A 14,870-nucleotide genomic window follows, 5' to 3' on the forward strand; every position below is an offset into this window, starting at 1 on the left:
GGGAATTTGCCATGCTCCAACCCGGACTGTATGAACAGGTCATCAATAACGCACTGAGCAGCGAGCTTTCGGAGATTCCGGAGGCCCGCAAGTCCACTGCACCCATCGATACAGCAGAAGCCTCCAAAGTTCTGGCACAGTACCTGACCGACGTGGTGCAGAAGGGCCTTGAGAATGTACAGGACAACGGTGGAGGACTCGAAGCGCAGATTCAGCTGGCAAATCAGATCGTAAACACGATCCAGAACACCACACAGGAAGCTGACTTTGCTTCGCTGGGCGTTGACCAGCGGGCAGAGCAGCTTCTTGCGCTTTTACGAGACAACGACCCGCGTCTTGCCACAGGAAAAAGCGCAAAAGAGCTGGAACGACCGGAGACCTCTATTGCACAAAGCTCGTTGTTCACCGGTGCCATTCATGAGCCTCAGATGTACACCGAGCTGAAAAAGGAAATCGTGTCTGCTGACCGCATTGACATGCTGGTGTCCTTCATCAAATGGAGTGGTCTGCGGCTTATTATGGACGAGCTGCGCCAGTTCACGCAGAGTGGAGGCGAACTGCGCATCATTACGACTTCCTATATGGGGGCTACAGATGTGAAGGCCATCGAAGAACTGCGTCAGCTGCCGAACACCAAAATCAAGGTCAGTTATGACACGAAGCGTACCCGGCTCCATGCAAAAACTTATGTGTTTTACCGGGATACCGGCTTCACGACGGCGTATGTTGGTTCCTCTAACCTGTCCAATGCCGCAATTTCCAGCGGTCTGGAATGGAATGTGAAAGTCACAAAGAAGGACTTGCCGGAGACGATTGACAAAATTGCAGCCACCTTTGAAAGCTACTGGAACTCCAACGAGTTTGAATATTATGATGAAGGGCAGAAGGAACGCCTGACCCGTGCCTTAAAAGATGAAAAGTACAGCGAAACCGACAACAGTGGCATCTACACGCTGGACATTCTGCCATATTCTTACCAGCAGGAGATTCTGGATAAGCTGGATGCAGAACGCACGGTGCGAGGGTACAACCGAAACCTTGTAGTGGCTGCTACCGGAACCGGAAAGACTGTGATTTCCGCACTGGATTACAAGCGTTTCTGCAAACAGCATCCGGGTCACCCCTGCCGGCTGTTGTTCGTGGCGCATCGGGAGGAGATTCTGAAGCAGAGCCTGTATACTTTCCGGGCAGTGCTGAAAGACGCCAATTTTGGCGAGCTGTTTGTGGGCAGCCACAAGGCTGACAGCATCGACCATCTGTTTATCTCCATTCAGACTTTCAATTCGCAGGATTTTACCACGAAAACAGATGCGGATTTCTACGATTATATCGTTGTGGATGAGTTCCATCATGCCGCTGCACCGACCTACCAGAAGCTGCTGGAATACTATCAGCCGAAAATCCTGCTGGGCCTGACCGCCACCCCGGAACGCATGGACGGAAAGAACATTCTGGACTATTTCAGTGGGCGCATTGCTGCCGAAATTCGTCTGCCGGAAGCCATTGACCGGAAACTGCTTTGTCCCTTTCAATATTTCGGTGTGACCGACACGGCAGATTTGAGCAGCCTGAAATGGCGAACGGGCGGATACGACAAAAACGAACTGTCCAATCTGTACACCCTCAGCGGTTTGGTGGCAGAGCGGCGTGCCGACCTTGTGGTAAACTCGATTTTGAAATATGTGACAGACATCAACGAGGTAAAAGGTCTGGGCTTCTGCGTTTCCATTGAACATGCCAGGTTCATGGCTGATTATTTCAATGCACGTGGCATTTCGTCCATGGCATTGACAGGGGACTCTCCGGATGAGGAGCGCAACGCAGCCAAACAAAGGCTTGTTTCTGGGGAGCTTCATTTCATTTTTGTTGTGGATATTTACAATGAAGGCGTGGACATTCCGGAAGTGAACACGGTGCTGTTCCTGCGTCCCACGGAATCGCTGACCGTGTTTTTGCAGCAGCTGGGCCGCGGCCTGCGTCTGGCCGAAAACAAAGAATGCCTGACTGTGCTGGATTTTATCGGTCAGGCAAACAAAAAGTATAATTTTGAGGAGAAGTTTGCAGCACTGCTTTCCAATACTGCCCGCAGTGTAAGCCGGGAAATCAAGGAAGGTTTTCTCTCTGCGCCAAAAGGCTGCTACATTCAGCTGGAAAAAATCGCAGCAAAGTATGTGCTGGATAATATCAGTGCATCTTATGACCGCACTTCCGGCCTTGTGGCACGGGCAGCCTCCTTCACAGAAGATACCGGCCTGCCGTTGACACTGGGGATTTTTCTCGATTACTACCATCTCGACCCACGGGCGATTTACAGTAAGAAAATCTGCTTTGCCCGTCTGTGTGTCCGTGCAGGGACAGCTTCCGACTTTACGGAACTACTGGAAGAAACCATGACCAAAGCACTTGCACGCTTTGCGGTCGTGGATTCCCGCAGGTGGATTCAGTTTCTGTTGAACCTTTTGCTCAAGTTGGACGACACTGATTTTGCAGCACTATCGCCGCGAGAACAGCGAATGCTGCAAATGTTTTATGTGACCGTATGGGGCAAAGCTGCGGAACGTTGGGACGATGAGGAAGTTCTCGATAACCTATATGCTCTCTCGGACAGCCCGGTTTTGCTGCACGAATTGCAGGCACTCTTGCAATATCAGTATAATCGAATCGACTTTATCGATGAGCCGGTAGATGTTGGTTTTGACTGCCCGCTGGATTTGCACTGTACTTATACTCGTGACCAGCTGCTGGTGGCACTGGACTTTCTGAAACCTGCTACTGTCCGCGAGGGCGTGAAATGGCTGCCGGACAAGAATCTGGACGTGTTCTTTGTGACCTTGAATAAAGCGGACAAGGATTATTCGCCAACCACCATGTACAAAGATTACTCCATCAACGAGAGCCTGTTCCACTGGCAGAGCCAGAGCACGACCGCAGAAAATTCGGCTACCGGTCAACGATATATTCATCATCGGGAGAAGGGAAGCCGTGTACTGCTATTTGTCCGTGAGTTTAAGTCGGACTCCCGTTTTGGCGGTGCAGCTGCCTACACCTACTTAGGCACAGTGAACTATGTAACGCATGAAGGCTCCCGCCCAATGAATATTACTTGGAAGCTGGATCGTCCGATTCCGGCAAAGTTCCTCAAAAAGACCAATAAACTGGTGGTCGGTTAAAAGGAGAACGTTATGAAAACGATTCGTGTTGTGGCCGCTGTGATTTGCGACTCCATGCAGGAAAAGTACAAAATCTATGCTACCGCCCGCGGTTATGGCGACTACAAAGGCCAGTGGGAGTTTCCGGGCGGCAAAATCGAGCCGGGCGAAACCCCGCAGCAGGCTCTGAAGCGGGAAATCGAAGAAGAACTGGACACGGAAATCGCCGTGGGTGACCGGATTGGTACGGTCGAGTACGATTATCCGGCGTTTCATCTTTCCATGGACTGCTTCTGGTGTGAAGTGGTTTCCGGCGAGCTTGTTCTGAAAGAAGCGGAAGCTGCGCGGTGGCTGACGAAGGAGGAGTTTGATTCTGTTCCGTGGCTCCCGGCGGATCAGACCATTTTGGATGTTATCAGAAGCTCAATGCAGCCAGTGAAACCACTCCATACCAGCGAATATGACAAAGAACCTCTGCAGAGATGCTGAGGATTCCCGGAATGAAAGATGAACTGGGCCGTCCCATGACGCTGCTGGTGAAAGCCGCTATTCCGAAAAAATCGTAAAACAGAGGCCTCCGAATCTTTTCCTAATAAGAAAGAGATTCGGAGGCCTTTATTGGTTGATTTAGCTAATTCTGTTCACGCAAGCTGATGCAGGACCTGCCGGACGCTGTAACCGTCTTTCTTGAAATCGGAGAACAGAGCATCGATGCGGGTAGGCGTCACGCAGATCAGATTCATCGGTGAGGGCAGTTTTTTCAGAGCGTCCAGCGGGATCTTCTTGAAAGCAGCATGGGCGTTGTACTCCTCCGAGAAAGGCTCGACCATCGCCGGTGACCTGCAGGCTTCTGAGATTGCCAAAACCATCGTACTTGTCGTAAATGGCAAGGAAGACGTGACTGTTCTTTTCCAGTCCGATGAACTTTCTCCCGCCTTCCGAGAACATCCAGAACTTGCCGTCATCAAATTGCGGTAAAATCTGCGTTACCGTTGGGCTGCATTTTGTCAAGATAAAAAATCAAGATGCTGCTGCAAATTTAAAAATTGCCAGCTTTCGCTTCTTTTTGGATGATTTTTCGCATTTGAGTATCCAATGTGCTCTTTGCATTCGGATTGAAAAAGATGTTGACGTTGTAAGTTGTGTTTCTGACTCGCATGGTCAACAGTCCGTCAGCGGGGCGATGTTCGGTCAGAGTGATAGTTTTGCTCATTTGTGCTTCTCCTTTTACAATGTGTGTTCAGTTGCCTTTTGCTGGGGCTGTAATTTTTTCTGTTCAAGCGCCGCCTTGACTTCTTCCAGCTTTTTCAGCACCGATTCCTTCTCCGGGGTCTTACCGCCCGGTGCAGAAAGCTGCTGTTTATTCAGCACCATGTCGATATACTTGCGGATATTTTTCAGGGCGGATATATCCGGCTGCAAGGTTTCCAGTTGGGTGCGCAGCTCTGCGCTGCTGGATTGCAGCGCAGAAAATTCGGCATCCAATGCCGAAAAATTCACCGCTGTGCTGCCGTTCAGTTTCATCAGAGTGCGGACGGCTTTGTTGAAGGTGTCCACTTCCTCCTTGTGCTGGGCGGCATAAGCGTCCTTGGTCAGCTTAAAGTTTTTCTTCATAAAGGTATCGTGGACAGGTTTCAGCTTGGCATGGACGGCAGCAGCGTCCTTGATCTGGGCGATTGTCCGCATACGGTTTTCGTTCTGCTTCAACTGCCTGCGGAGAGGGGCGGCGGTCTGATTCAGGTTAGAAATTGCAGTGTCCAAATCCTCGATGGTGTTCAGGGAATGTGCTTTCAGATAGTCCACCGCCTGTTTGACTTCCTCAAAGTCCCGGACAGTGCATTTCAGTTTTGCCTTGCCAGACCAATCGCTGCGCTGCTCATTGCGAAGGTTGAAGTAGTCCACCAGCAGGTCGGACAGCGTGGGTTCTTTCGCCTTTTCCAGAGCGTCCAGAAGAAGCTGTTTCTTTTCGGTCAGGTCTGCGATCCAGCGTTGCAGCCCACGGATGGTGTTACGAATGGACTGCATCAGGCTGTTGGCGGCACGAATGTCCCGGTTCAGGTTGCCGAGAAAGGTTTCTATCCCACGTTTTTCTATCTGGTGAGCAGCGGGGCCGAGATGCACGGTCGGAATCTGCTGCACTCCCTGACGTTCAAACGAACGGAGGTCAACACGCTCCGGTCTGCCAGCGGCTTCCAGATAGCGGTTGGTGATGGTTTCCCAGCTGTGCCGCCAGACCTCGGCGTACTTCTGGTCGTTCCAGTCCACCGTGTTTTCCTTGTGGCATTTCCAGTTGCCGGATGGGAGTTGGATGCGCTCTCCATTTTCATCAAGGTCATAAACCTTGCGGGCTTTCGGGAGCCACTTGCCATGTTCGTCCATTGCCCGAATCGTCAGCAGAATGTGGGCGTGTGGGTTCCCATCGCCCTTGTCGTGGATGGCAAAGTCAGCAATCATCCCTTTGGAAACAAACTGCTCCTGACAGAATTCCTGTATCATGGAGAGATACTGTTCTTTCGGCACCTCCACCGGAAACGCCAGCACGATGCGTCGGGCAAGCTGGGAGTTCCACTGGTTTTCCACGGCTTCCACGGCATTCCAGAGGGTTGCCCGGTCTGCAAATCCGGGTGGTGCATGGGACGGCAGCATGACTTCGGCGTGGACAAGTTCTTTCTTCTTGTTGTAGAATTTCGTTTTCTGGTCGTACTCGCTGAACAGCCGTTCGCCGCTCTGGTAAGCGGCCCCGGCAACAGCGGACTGCCCTTGGCTGCGCTTGACGATGGTGATTTTGAAATGCGGACACGGAATAGGCATCACCTCCTGATGACATTTGAATCGTTCTCTTGTAAAAATCACGGAATTATGGTACTATTATTTTGGATAAGTAAGCAGAAAGCTGGTGAGCCAATGTCGGAAAGAAAATCACAACAGGAACTGGATTTTGAACGGAAACATGAAGAAGATTTGCAGCGGTTGTGTGGATTGCGGTTGATTGATGATGATTTCATGGCTGCGGTGTTTGAAGAACGTGCCTGTGCTGAGTTTCTTTTGCAGATCATCTTGAAACGGGATGATTTGACCGTCAAAGAGGTTCACGGCCAGTACAGCATCAAAAATCTGCAAGGGCGTTCAGTCCGATTGGATATTTTGGCAGTGGATCGGGAAAACCGTGCATATAATATTGAGGTGCAGCGCAGTGACCGTGGTGCGAGTGAAAAGCGCGCACGGTATAACAGTAGTCTGTTGGATGCAAACCTGACTGATGCGGGCGATGATTATGATGCGCTGAACGAAACATACGTTATCTTTATCACGGAAAATGACGTATTAAAGGCAGGCCTTCCAATTTATCATGTTGACCGTACAGTTCGGGAAACTGGAACGGCTTTCAACGATCAGGCGCACATCGTTTATGTGAACTCACAAATCAAGGACGAAACCGCATTAGGAAAACTGATGCACGACTTTTTCTGTACCAACTCAAAGGATATGAATTATTCCATTTTGGCACAGAGAGTTCGTTATTTTAAAGAAGATACGAAGGGAGTGGCAGCTATGTGCAGAGCTATGGAAAAGATGCGGGATGAAACCGAGCATGAAACATCGGTCAAACACGCATTGGCAATGTTGGCAGATGGTGTGCCTTGTGAAAAGGTGGCAAAGTACACCGACCTTTCAATTGAGGAAGTCCGGGCATTAGCTGAAAAGAAATCTGCCTAACAAAAAGATAAGCCGATTGGAAATGTTGCTGTTTCCAATCGGCTTTTTCATGCGTGTTTTATGGTAGCGGGCAAAAGGATAGCTGCAAAGCAGCGCAAGGAAAATGCAGTTTTCCTTGGGATGGAATCGGGCTGGCGCACAAACGCCAGCTTCGATTTCATCGAGCCGTCTGCAAGACCGCAATTTCACCGGAACGGTGTATAATTGCGCCCTTTATTCTAAAGGGTTTTGGACGTTGCTGCGTTCGTGAACATCATGCACCATCTTTGCAAGAGCCAGCACGACTTCCGGTTGACGGAACGAGATCTTCAAAAGCTCCATCACCTGATCATCGGTCAGCTCTCCCGGACAGACCAGAAAGCTTTCCAGCATTCCGGCACGGGTGCAAAGACGATGCACACGTTCTCTCCGATTCAGCTCTGACATCTGGCGTTCAAGGATCTTCTCCCGGTGCTGGCAAGAGCGCAGCTTCTGTTCTACTTTGGCTTTTTCGCTGCGGAGATTTTTAAGTTTTGTATTTTCGTAGTCCAATTTTCCCTCCAGATAGTAAAGAAGGACACTCTCACAAAAGAATGTCCTTCTTTGTAAAAAAGATGAAGTTTGAATGCAACTCAAGAAACGATATCAAGCTACTCCAATAGGCACACTGATATGTGCTCTGGCAACACAAATATTATTTTTCACCAGATAGCATTCAACATAGTGGCTGCCTTGAAAATCTGTATGCTCTCGATGAGTATGTAAATTTGTTTTTTCGATTTGGCCACGGATACAGTTTTTACTTTCAGCAACAGGACCCACATTCCTTACTTTCCAATATATATCATAAGGTTCGGGGCAGTCTGTTTCAGAAATGAAAAATTTCAATTGCTTATTATGTCTTAATATCTGCCTGTCACGAAGAATTGCGCTTAACATTTTTTCTCTAAAACCATTTTGCTTGACTTCACAATCAATTGACAAGGAATATCGAATGTCTACCGGGAACAGATTCTGAATAAATTGCTCTGTGTGTTCGAAAGAACGTGTTGCAAATGCTGCTTTTTCCAGAACTCGCTGTTCAACAGGATATTCGGTGCCCAATATTTCCTGTAAGGTAGCCGAAACATTGTCCTCTTGCTCTGCAACATCGATCTTTTCTAGCACATCACTGGCTTCGTCTACGAAAGCTCCATTTCCAGAGTTCAGTACCTGCTGATTACTTCCAAGCGCATACCAGTACGTTCTTTCTTTGTCTTGTTCACTCAAGTACGAAAACAGATTTTCCAGAATGTCAAAGTAATCATCAATTGATGAGTCCTTATAGAATTCGTTGTCCTCAAAGTGGTCATGGACAAGCGTGTCAATTAACAATCCACCAAATTTAAACCCCTGCTCATTTTTCCACTTGCGAAGGATATGGCAAAAATCAAAGTATATGCCGTTAGAGTTATTGTCGCTCTCTTGGCATGTGTCTTGTTCTGGAAGAGGGTCAGTATATTTCCAACTTCCACCATTGTTTGTATCCGGGTATTTGAAACGACCGTCAGCCTGTTTGAACCCCGGGACAAGTTCAACTGTATAGCGGCTAAATTCTATAACAACAACTTGTCCATCGCCACTTATATCTGTTTTAGGATAGCGCTCTTGCAAGAACTTTTTTACTTCTTGGAGTAATGCACTTTGTCCATTTGATTCATATGCATCAAATTTCTTATATGTATCAGATGGTAAGTCAAACAGAATATCAAGATCACTGCTACCTTTTATTGCTGTCTTTCTTCCTACAGAGCCAACGATATACAAATGGGAGGTATCATCGTTATCTAAATCGTAATATACACTATTTAATTTCTTGGCGATAGATTTTGAGGACTTTTCCATTTCGTCAAAGTTATCAAGTTCAATGTTTGAACAAAGGACATCAAATCCGCCAACCTTAGTTGCTAGTGCCATCGACATACTCCTTTTTCTTTATGGTTCCCTTGAGTGTGGGAGGTAGAAAACGATCTATTTCATCATTTGTATAAGTGTAATCCTTTTCGTCAAAGTTATCAAGTTCAATGTTTGAACAAAGGACATCAAATCCGCCAACCTTAGTTGCTAGTGCCATCGACATACTCCTTTTTCTTTATGGTTCCCTTGAGTGTGGGAGGTAGAAAACGATCTATTTCATCATTTGTATAAGTGTAATCCTTGTTAGTTCCGAGTGCTATTGACGCAGCTACAACAGCATCATCCGTTGTTGATGGAGCTGAAAGATACAGAGCATTAAGCGTTTCTTCAATCCCATGGAATTTTTCATCCAGTTCGTTAACAGACTTTTCCTGCATATGAATTTCTCCAATTAGATGCAGAAGTTCGTTGCGAACGACAAGAAAATGTTCTGCAGCATCTTTATGTTGCTTTTCCATTGCTTTCAAATCAAAACATTTTAGGTATGTTGTTACGGCAGTTGTAATGAACGAAAGGATAACTGTTGCAATCTTTAGTACGAAAGAATCTTGATCCGCAAAAATCGAAACTGCTCCACATGATGTTGCAGCCGCCAATATAACGTTGAAATTTTCAAGTCGCCTATAACGAGTGGCATAAATATCAGCTTGTTTTATTTGAATTTTATGTGTCCAAACGACACTCGCGTAGTTTTGCCGGACAATATCTAGCAATACTTGATACTCGTTTGTGTTATCGCTCATGAAAGCCTCCCTATATTACGAGAAATCTAAATATTGTGGAATTTGGAATCTCATTCCACATCTTATTGTGTTTTCATCAGCACATCACTTTTGCAACGAAATGTCAAATACTCCTATGATATGAAAAATGCACCCGTTCATTTGAGCGGGTGCATCTGTGTAACTACGGCAGCAAATTGGTTTGCTGAACTGGAAGACTTTCAAGAATATGCGTTTTCATAATGGTGCTGCCTGCGTACATTTCATACTTAATTCCACTGGCTGCTGCCATCTCCAGCGCGGCCTCCTTCTTTGCCTGCACGACAACATCATCGATTTTGTTGTCGCCTTTCACCTCAATCAGTTGGTAAGTGCCGTCCTTCATTTTAGCGAGGAAGTCAGGATAATACTGCCGGATACGACCTGATTCAGGATCATAGTAGTATACGGAGAGATCACCTTGGTTCGAGGTGAACATTCCGGTAAAGTACACTTCCTGTACCTTATCACTCTTGATATATTGGAAGAAGCATTCCTTTTCGGGAAGCGAATCAAAGCAGTATGTATCCGCATGGAAGCTCTTGAGCACTTCATCTGGCGTAAATCCGGGGTATTTATTCGTAATCACGAGATCATCCTTTGCGGAGAACTCATAATACGCTGCATCCTTCGGCTCACGGAGCAGTACAACATCTCTATCTTCTGTCTTCTGAATTGCGGTCACATCAAACAGTGCATGGAAAATTGTCGGGATGATAGTGTAATACAAGATATCTGCATGACTTCGTCCTAAAGAACTTTTTCCTTTATCAGACGATCACTACAGCGAAACAAAGTGGGCAGAGCATAAAAAGTTGGTGTGCAGAGAATTCTTCTTTATCATCATACATGCCGCATAAGAGCGGCAAAAATTTTTCTGACAGGTTCAGTATAATCCTTAAAGTTGACTTCAGGTCAAGAGCTTTTTTGAATTTATAACAGTCGTGTCGAAAGACATCCCGTCTGAGGGCAAAGCGAAGGTTTTGCTCTTCAGGCGGGATTTTTTTGCTTTTTGAGACTGTTGTATACAATATATAGACTAAGAGGGTGGGTGACTTGGACTACGAGTCCATAAACTTTTGCTCGAAAGTACGATACACTATTGTCACGGCAGCGGCCCAGCTCCGAAAGGGAGCGGGAGCCGCAGCCGGGCGGACCTTGAAAATTGAATATGCAGCTTCAGGTACTTCCAGATAATGATACTTCCGTAATTCGCGGCCCGGTCATAAAGAAGACGGGGTGGCCGAGAGGCCAATGAAGTTGTGCAAATCCAACACCTGAATGTTTCCCTTTCTCAGGGGTGCCGGGGGCAAATTAAGAGAAACCATACAAAACCTTTTCCAAACGCCGTTCGAGGGTAACTACGGACGGCGTTTTTATATATCAGCGAAAAGGAGTACGCAAATGAACCGTAAGACCACAAAAAAGGTGGATCACGTCGAATGCCGGTGTGGAATTTGCCTATGACGGCATCCGGGCACCCTGGAAAATCTACTGCATCGAAACGGCATACGAGCTGTACAAACAGTATGGCTGTGAGCGCTACGTCGAGATGCTTCACATCATCAACGAGGCGTGGAAGGGCAATGTAGACGCCTACCTTGCCGGTGTGATCCGGGGTGTGGCCCGCTTCATCTCCGTATACGAGGGCGAGTACAGCCGGGAGCGCCTGGTGCAGCAGCTGGCAAGGACACATCCGAAAACCATCACGCAGCTGGCTCAGAAAGACACCGGAAGTTCTGCAAACCGCCACATGCGGCAGATTCTTCGCATCTATAACGGTGCCAGCCGTGAGATGAGCCTGCCGCTGAAAAACTGACAGTTTCGTTTTACCTCCTGAACAACAGCCGTCGTGGTATCCGTCTGCGGCGGCTGTTTCTTACATAAAAAGGAGGTTGATTTTTATGTTACCGAACAATTGGAGATATCTCAGAGGGGACATCTACTATGCAGACATGGAGCCGCATATCGGCTCGGAACAGGGCGGAAAACGTCCTGTGGTGGTTCTGCAGAATAACATTGGAAACCGTCATTCGCCTACATTGATCGTTGCAACTGTTACTACCCGGACGGAAAAGAAGAAAAACCAGCCCACCCATGTGCTGGTGGATTCCAACCCTGCCTTTGAAGAACCGTCCATGATTCTTCTGGAGCAGATCTTCACGATCGATAAATCCCGCATCGAACGCTTTATGGGCTATGCCAGCAAGGCTGAAATGCTCCGCATTGATATGGTTTTGCTGGTCAGTCTGGCTCTGAATGTTCTGAGCGGAAACCGCAGCGAATAGCGGACAACCAGTAACCCGTAAAAATGAGGTGATAGCGATGTAACCGGAGGTGAGTGAGCCATGCGAAAGAGTGCCCCCATTGAAGTGGTGGTACATTACCCCAAAACGAAAGAGGGATGGGACGAACTCGGAAAACGGGTCGCAACCGCCCACGCCAACTATGTGATCGAAAAAATCGACCGTCTGAACTGCCCCACATGGCAGAAGCTCGAATTGCTGCAGGCGGTGATCGATACTACCAAAGGAACCTACAAACCCAAAGAACACCAAAAGCCCGGCTGGCAGCCGAGCCGATAAACAAAGCCCCACGCTCAACATATGCTTTTCTGCTCTGACCAGAGACGGTCAGATTCAGAGGCAGTGTTGAGCGTGGGGCTTTTTGCGTTACATAAGTTTTTGGAATTTTGCTGACAAAATAAAATCATTGATTGTTGGCGGCCAATATGGTATTCTTTTTGCAAGGGAAGGTGAAGTGCATGAATCGTCGCAGCGTGAAAATTATGAGAAGAAAAGCCGGGGGAACAGCAGGAAAGAATGCAGAAAAGTATTCGGTCAATCTCCCGGCAGTGTGGCTTCGTGCGATGGGAATCCAGAAAGATAACCGGGTAGAACTTTCTTTTGACGGTGAAAAAATCACCGTCCGACCGCTTGCATCAACAGACTCGGAACTGTTCCGCAGAAATGCAGAACAGAAAGAACATCAGCTGAAAGAATATCGGTATTATGACAGAGATACGTTGTGTACCGTGATTTTGGCAGATTTTACAGCGGAGCAGATCTGCATCGAAAACAAAGTTGACGAAATACTGGATACTGCGTTTGGTGTGAACGAAACGCCCTCATGGGAAGACTTCCTGGCCTTTCTGGCAGACCGATGCATTCCGAAAACACGAAAGGGCTTGGATTACTATCTGGATGCTGTTGGCGTTCCGGAATATGACCCGGTTCTGCTTGTTGAAAAGACGCAGGGAAGAATGGCGGAGGATCACAAATGGCTGGAAATTATTTGACGCTGCATACGGAAAGCAGCTTGAGGTGAATATTGATAGAGCAAGTATCGATACGATCCTCGACAAATATCTGTGCTATTACCCAAAACAGTTCCACTTTTTGCTGAAAGAGCGTATCGAAACCGTCCTGATAGAGCAGCAGAAAAAGCTTTTTGAAAAGTAAAAGCTCTTGCGTCCCGTGAAAAAAGAAGGTAATATAAATACAGAGCAAGACACAGAACGCAGGGAGGGATGAAAACCATGTTTTACGAGATCATGCACCGGGAAAGCTGTGTGGCACAACTCAGCACGACAGGGGAATGCAGGGTCTGCCTCGAGGATTTCATGCCCTATGATCTGGTTCTGGTGGAATCGGATGATTTTGACGAGCGCATCAATAATGTAACGAACTTTTACTATTGGTGCGCCTCCCGGATGTTGACGTTGGATCGCACCTACGCCAAGGAGATCCTGAACAGTATCGGTGCATCTCAGAGTGTTACGGACAGGGAACGAGCACAGATTGCATTATCCTACCATTGTCTGTCTTTGCTGGATGTGTTCTGGGTGAAAGAAGAAAACGAGAAGATTCGATTCGAGGATATCAACCTTTTTGCACACTCCTTAAGCAATGCGCTTGTGGATATTGCGCTGCGGGGGCACCAAATGACGGTGACAAACGCCCATCTTCTGGCAAATGACCTGTCTACGGGCGGCTTGTACCCCAAGGCGTGGGTGCGAAAAGAGGATGGCTTCTATCTTTACAAGGATGGTGGCAGGGAAGCGGTGGAACGTGAAGTGCTGGCAAGCAAAATCTGCCGGTGCTTTGACTGCCATCAGGTACTGTATGAGCAGGGGATGTTTGAAAATGAGCCGGTTTCTATCAGCAAAATCATGACATCTCAGCGATACAGTCTTGTGACCTATGCAGCCTATGACGTCTACTGCACGAACCATGATTGGAACACGCTGGATAAGATCTTAGAGTTGGATGCTCCCAGCTACTATATGATGAACATTCTGGATTATCTGGTGGGCAATACCGACCGTCATTGGGAAAATTGGGGTCTGCTGGTAGATAACGAAACCAATCAGCCCATCCGTCTGCATGACCTGATGGACTTCAACCGGGCGTTTCAGCAGTACGACACGCCAGAAGGCGCAAACTGTCTGACCGTGGGAAAACGCCATCTGAGCCAAAAAGATGCTGCAGTGGAAGCGGTGCGGAACATCGGACTGAACCAAGTCCGTCAGGTGGAGCACACCGTATTCTCCGAGCATCCGGCATGGAAAGCAACGTTTGAAGAACGACTGTGTGTTTTACGGAACGCCATGTAAGTCAGAGCGAATATCAGAATAATTGAAACAGAATGATTCCATAACGAAAGCCCGTCTGCGCTGCCACATATCGTGGCTTGCAGACGAGCTTTTTCGTTTGGCCGGAAAAAAATTACCATACCTCACATGCGAAGCATAGATGGAAAATCGGAACCAAGGTTTTCCATCAGATGGCAAAAGCACTTCTGACTGATGGTCTTTTGTCCGCTTTCCCAGCAGCGGATGCTTGTCCGGCTGACCTTTGCGTGGCCGGCAAGCTGCTGACGGCTCCAGCCTTTTGCCTCCCGGTATCTGCGGAGGAAGGCTCTTCCGCCCCGGTGCAGAAACAGGGTGTAGTCGTCCAGAATATCCTCCACCGGGATGCCGTAAAGGGCGGCGAGCTTGTCCGCAAGTTCCGGCGTAAAGCTGCGGTGAAATATGCCGCTTTCCAGATCCCGATAGAGCCATTCCTCCATGCCAACCATGGCAGCAACCTCTTTTTGCAGCAGGTCAAGACCATAGCGGCACCAACGCAGACGGTCCCATGGGTTCGGGATGTCGGCGTAAGAGTGGTACATACGGTAGAACGCCTGCGCCTCTACGGTGGTGCGGGGGCCTGCCAAACTTACCTGTAAGATGTATAGAGGGGTTAGACCACAACCCTCACATGACACCCTCTGAAGCAGAAAAAAGGAACCGCTCTCTCGGCTCCCA

Annotated in this window: 17 protein-coding genes; 8 read left to right on the plus strand and 9 right to left on the minus strand. The window is 48.0% G+C overall.

Going from position 1 to position 14,870, the window contains the following annotated elements; all coding sequences use genetic code 11:
- The first annotated feature begins 11 nt into the window (after window positions 1-11).
- Both MTP40_RS05500 and MTP40_RS05505 read left to right on the plus strand, forming a co-directional pair.
- Entirely contained in the window at window positions 12-3,170 is a 3,159-nt protein-coding gene (locus MTP40_RS05500) for a DUF3427 domain-containing protein (protein ID WP_207684247.1), read from the plus strand.
- Between the two features lie 12 nt (window positions 3,171-3,182).
- Window positions 3,183-3,638: a (deoxy)nucleoside triphosphate pyrophosphohydrolase gene (locus MTP40_RS05505; protein WP_207684246.1), complete on the plus strand. Its 456-nt coding sequence runs from the start codon at window positions 3,183-3,185 to the stop codon at window positions 3,636-3,638.
- A 152-nt stretch (window positions 3,639-3,790) separates the two neighbouring features.
- Here MTP40_RS05505 and MTP40_RS05510 read toward each other — a convergent pair whose 3' ends face one another.
- From MTP40_RS05510 to mobQ, 3 genes are all read right to left on the minus strand, one after another.
- On the minus strand, window positions 3,791-3,979 hold the full coding sequence (locus tag MTP40_RS05510) for a hypothetical protein (RefSeq protein ID WP_207684245.1): 189 nt from the start codon (window positions 3,977-3,979) through the stop codon (window positions 3,791-3,793).
- Window positions 3,980-4,188: 209 nt separating this feature from the next.
- A complete protein-coding gene (locus MTP40_RS05515) occupies window positions 4,189-4,362 on the minus strand; it encodes a hypothetical protein (protein WP_117554711.1) in 174 nt (57 codons plus the stop codon).
- Between the two features lie 14 nt (window positions 4,363-4,376).
- Window positions 4,377-5,954 (minus strand): MobQ family relaxase, encoded by a 1,578-nt coding sequence (mobQ, locus tag MTP40_RS05520; RefSeq protein ID WP_370569161.1) that lies wholly within the window; start codon window positions 5,952-5,954, stop codon window positions 4,377-4,379.
- 99 nt (window positions 5,955-6,053) lie between these two features.
- Between mobQ and MTP40_RS05525 the strand changes: the two genes are divergently transcribed.
- Entirely contained in the window at window positions 6,054-6,866 is an 813-nt protein-coding gene (locus tag MTP40_RS05525) for a PD-(D/E)XK nuclease family transposase (protein WP_055185675.1), read from the plus strand.
- 213 nt (window positions 6,867-7,079) lie between these two features.
- Here the strand turns inward: MTP40_RS05525 and MTP40_RS05530 are convergent, their stop codons facing one another.
- From MTP40_RS05530 to MTP40_RS05550, 5 genes are all read right to left on the minus strand, one after another.
- The gene (locus MTP40_RS05530; protein ID WP_156074980.1) at window positions 7,080-7,397 is read right to left on the minus strand and encodes a DUF3847 domain-containing protein; all 318 of its coding nucleotides are present in this window, start codon (window positions 7,395-7,397) and stop codon (window positions 7,080-7,082) included.
- A gap of 93 nt (window positions 7,398-7,490) precedes the next feature.
- Complete coding sequence (locus MTP40_RS05535; protein WP_156074979.1) at window positions 7,491-8,801, minus strand: nucleotide-binding domain-containing protein; 1,311 nt, start codon at window positions 8,799-8,801, stop codon at window positions 7,491-7,493.
- Window positions 8,785-8,958, minus strand: a complete 174-nt coding sequence (locus tag MTP40_RS05540; RefSeq protein ID WP_249259959.1) for a hypothetical protein — start codon at window positions 8,956-8,958, stop codon at window positions 8,785-8,787. Before MTP40_RS05540 ends, MTP40_RS05535 begins: the two co-directional genes overlap by 17 nt.
- Window positions 8,942-9,544, minus strand: a complete 603-nt coding sequence (locus tag MTP40_RS05545) for an SLATT domain-containing protein (protein ID WP_156074978.1) — start codon at window positions 9,542-9,544, stop codon at window positions 8,942-8,944. The genes MTP40_RS05540 and MTP40_RS05545 overlap by 17 nt, the downstream gene beginning before the upstream one ends.
- A gap of 163 nt (window positions 9,545-9,707) precedes the next feature.
- Window positions 9,708-10,292: a TnsA endonuclease N-terminal domain-containing protein gene (locus MTP40_RS05550; protein WP_197039582.1), complete on the minus strand. Its 585-nt coding sequence runs from the start codon at window positions 10,290-10,292 to the stop codon at window positions 9,708-9,710.
- A 702-nt stretch (window positions 10,293-10,994) separates the two neighbouring features.
- On the opposite strand from MTP40_RS05550, the gene MTP40_RS05555 reads away from it, so the two are divergent.
- The 5 genes from MTP40_RS05555 to MTP40_RS05575 all read left to right on the plus strand — a co-directional run bounded on the left by MTP40_RS05555 (window position 10,995) and on the right by MTP40_RS05575 (window position 14,177).
- A complete protein-coding gene (locus tag MTP40_RS05555) occupies window positions 10,995-11,381 on the plus strand; it encodes a DUF6551 family protein (RefSeq protein WP_330220936.1) in 387 nt (128 codons plus the stop codon).
- An 85-nt stretch (window positions 11,382-11,466) separates the two neighbouring features.
- Window positions 11,467-11,850 carry a type II toxin-antitoxin system PemK/MazF family toxin gene (locus MTP40_RS05560; protein ID WP_156074977.1) on the plus strand — a complete coding sequence of 128 codons (384 nt, stop codon included), beginning with the start codon at window positions 11,467-11,469 and terminating at the stop codon, window positions 11,848-11,850.
- Window positions 11,851-11,910: 60 nt separating this feature from the next.
- Window positions 11,911-12,147 carry a hypothetical protein gene (locus tag MTP40_RS05565; RefSeq protein WP_005922522.1) on the plus strand — a complete coding sequence of 79 codons (237 nt, stop codon included), beginning with the start codon at window positions 11,911-11,913 and terminating at the stop codon, window positions 12,145-12,147.
- 179 nt (window positions 12,148-12,326) lie between these two features.
- Window positions 12,327-12,860: an AbrB/MazE/SpoVT family DNA-binding domain-containing protein gene (locus tag MTP40_RS05570; protein ID WP_156074976.1), complete on the plus strand. Its 534-nt coding sequence runs from the start codon at window positions 12,327-12,329 to the stop codon at window positions 12,858-12,860.
- Between the two features lie 240 nt (window positions 12,861-13,100).
- Window positions 13,101-14,177 carry a hypothetical protein gene (locus tag MTP40_RS05575; protein ID WP_347562991.1) on the plus strand — a complete coding sequence of 359 codons (1,077 nt, stop codon included), beginning with the start codon at window positions 13,101-13,103 and terminating at the stop codon, window positions 14,175-14,177.
- Between the two features lie 122 nt (window positions 14,178-14,299).
- On the opposite strand, the gene MTP40_RS05580 is transcribed toward MTP40_RS05575, so the two are convergent.
- Complete coding sequence (locus tag MTP40_RS05580; protein WP_242651645.1) at window positions 14,300-14,779, minus strand: helix-turn-helix domain-containing protein; 480 nt, start codon at window positions 14,777-14,779, stop codon at window positions 14,300-14,302.
- Window positions 14,780-14,870 lie beyond the last annotated feature (91 nt).

This window comes from Faecalibacterium sp. IP-3-29, from assembly GCF_023347335.1.
GTDB lineage: Bacteria > Bacillota > Clostridia > Oscillospirales > Ruminococcaceae > Faecalibacterium > Faecalibacterium duncaniae.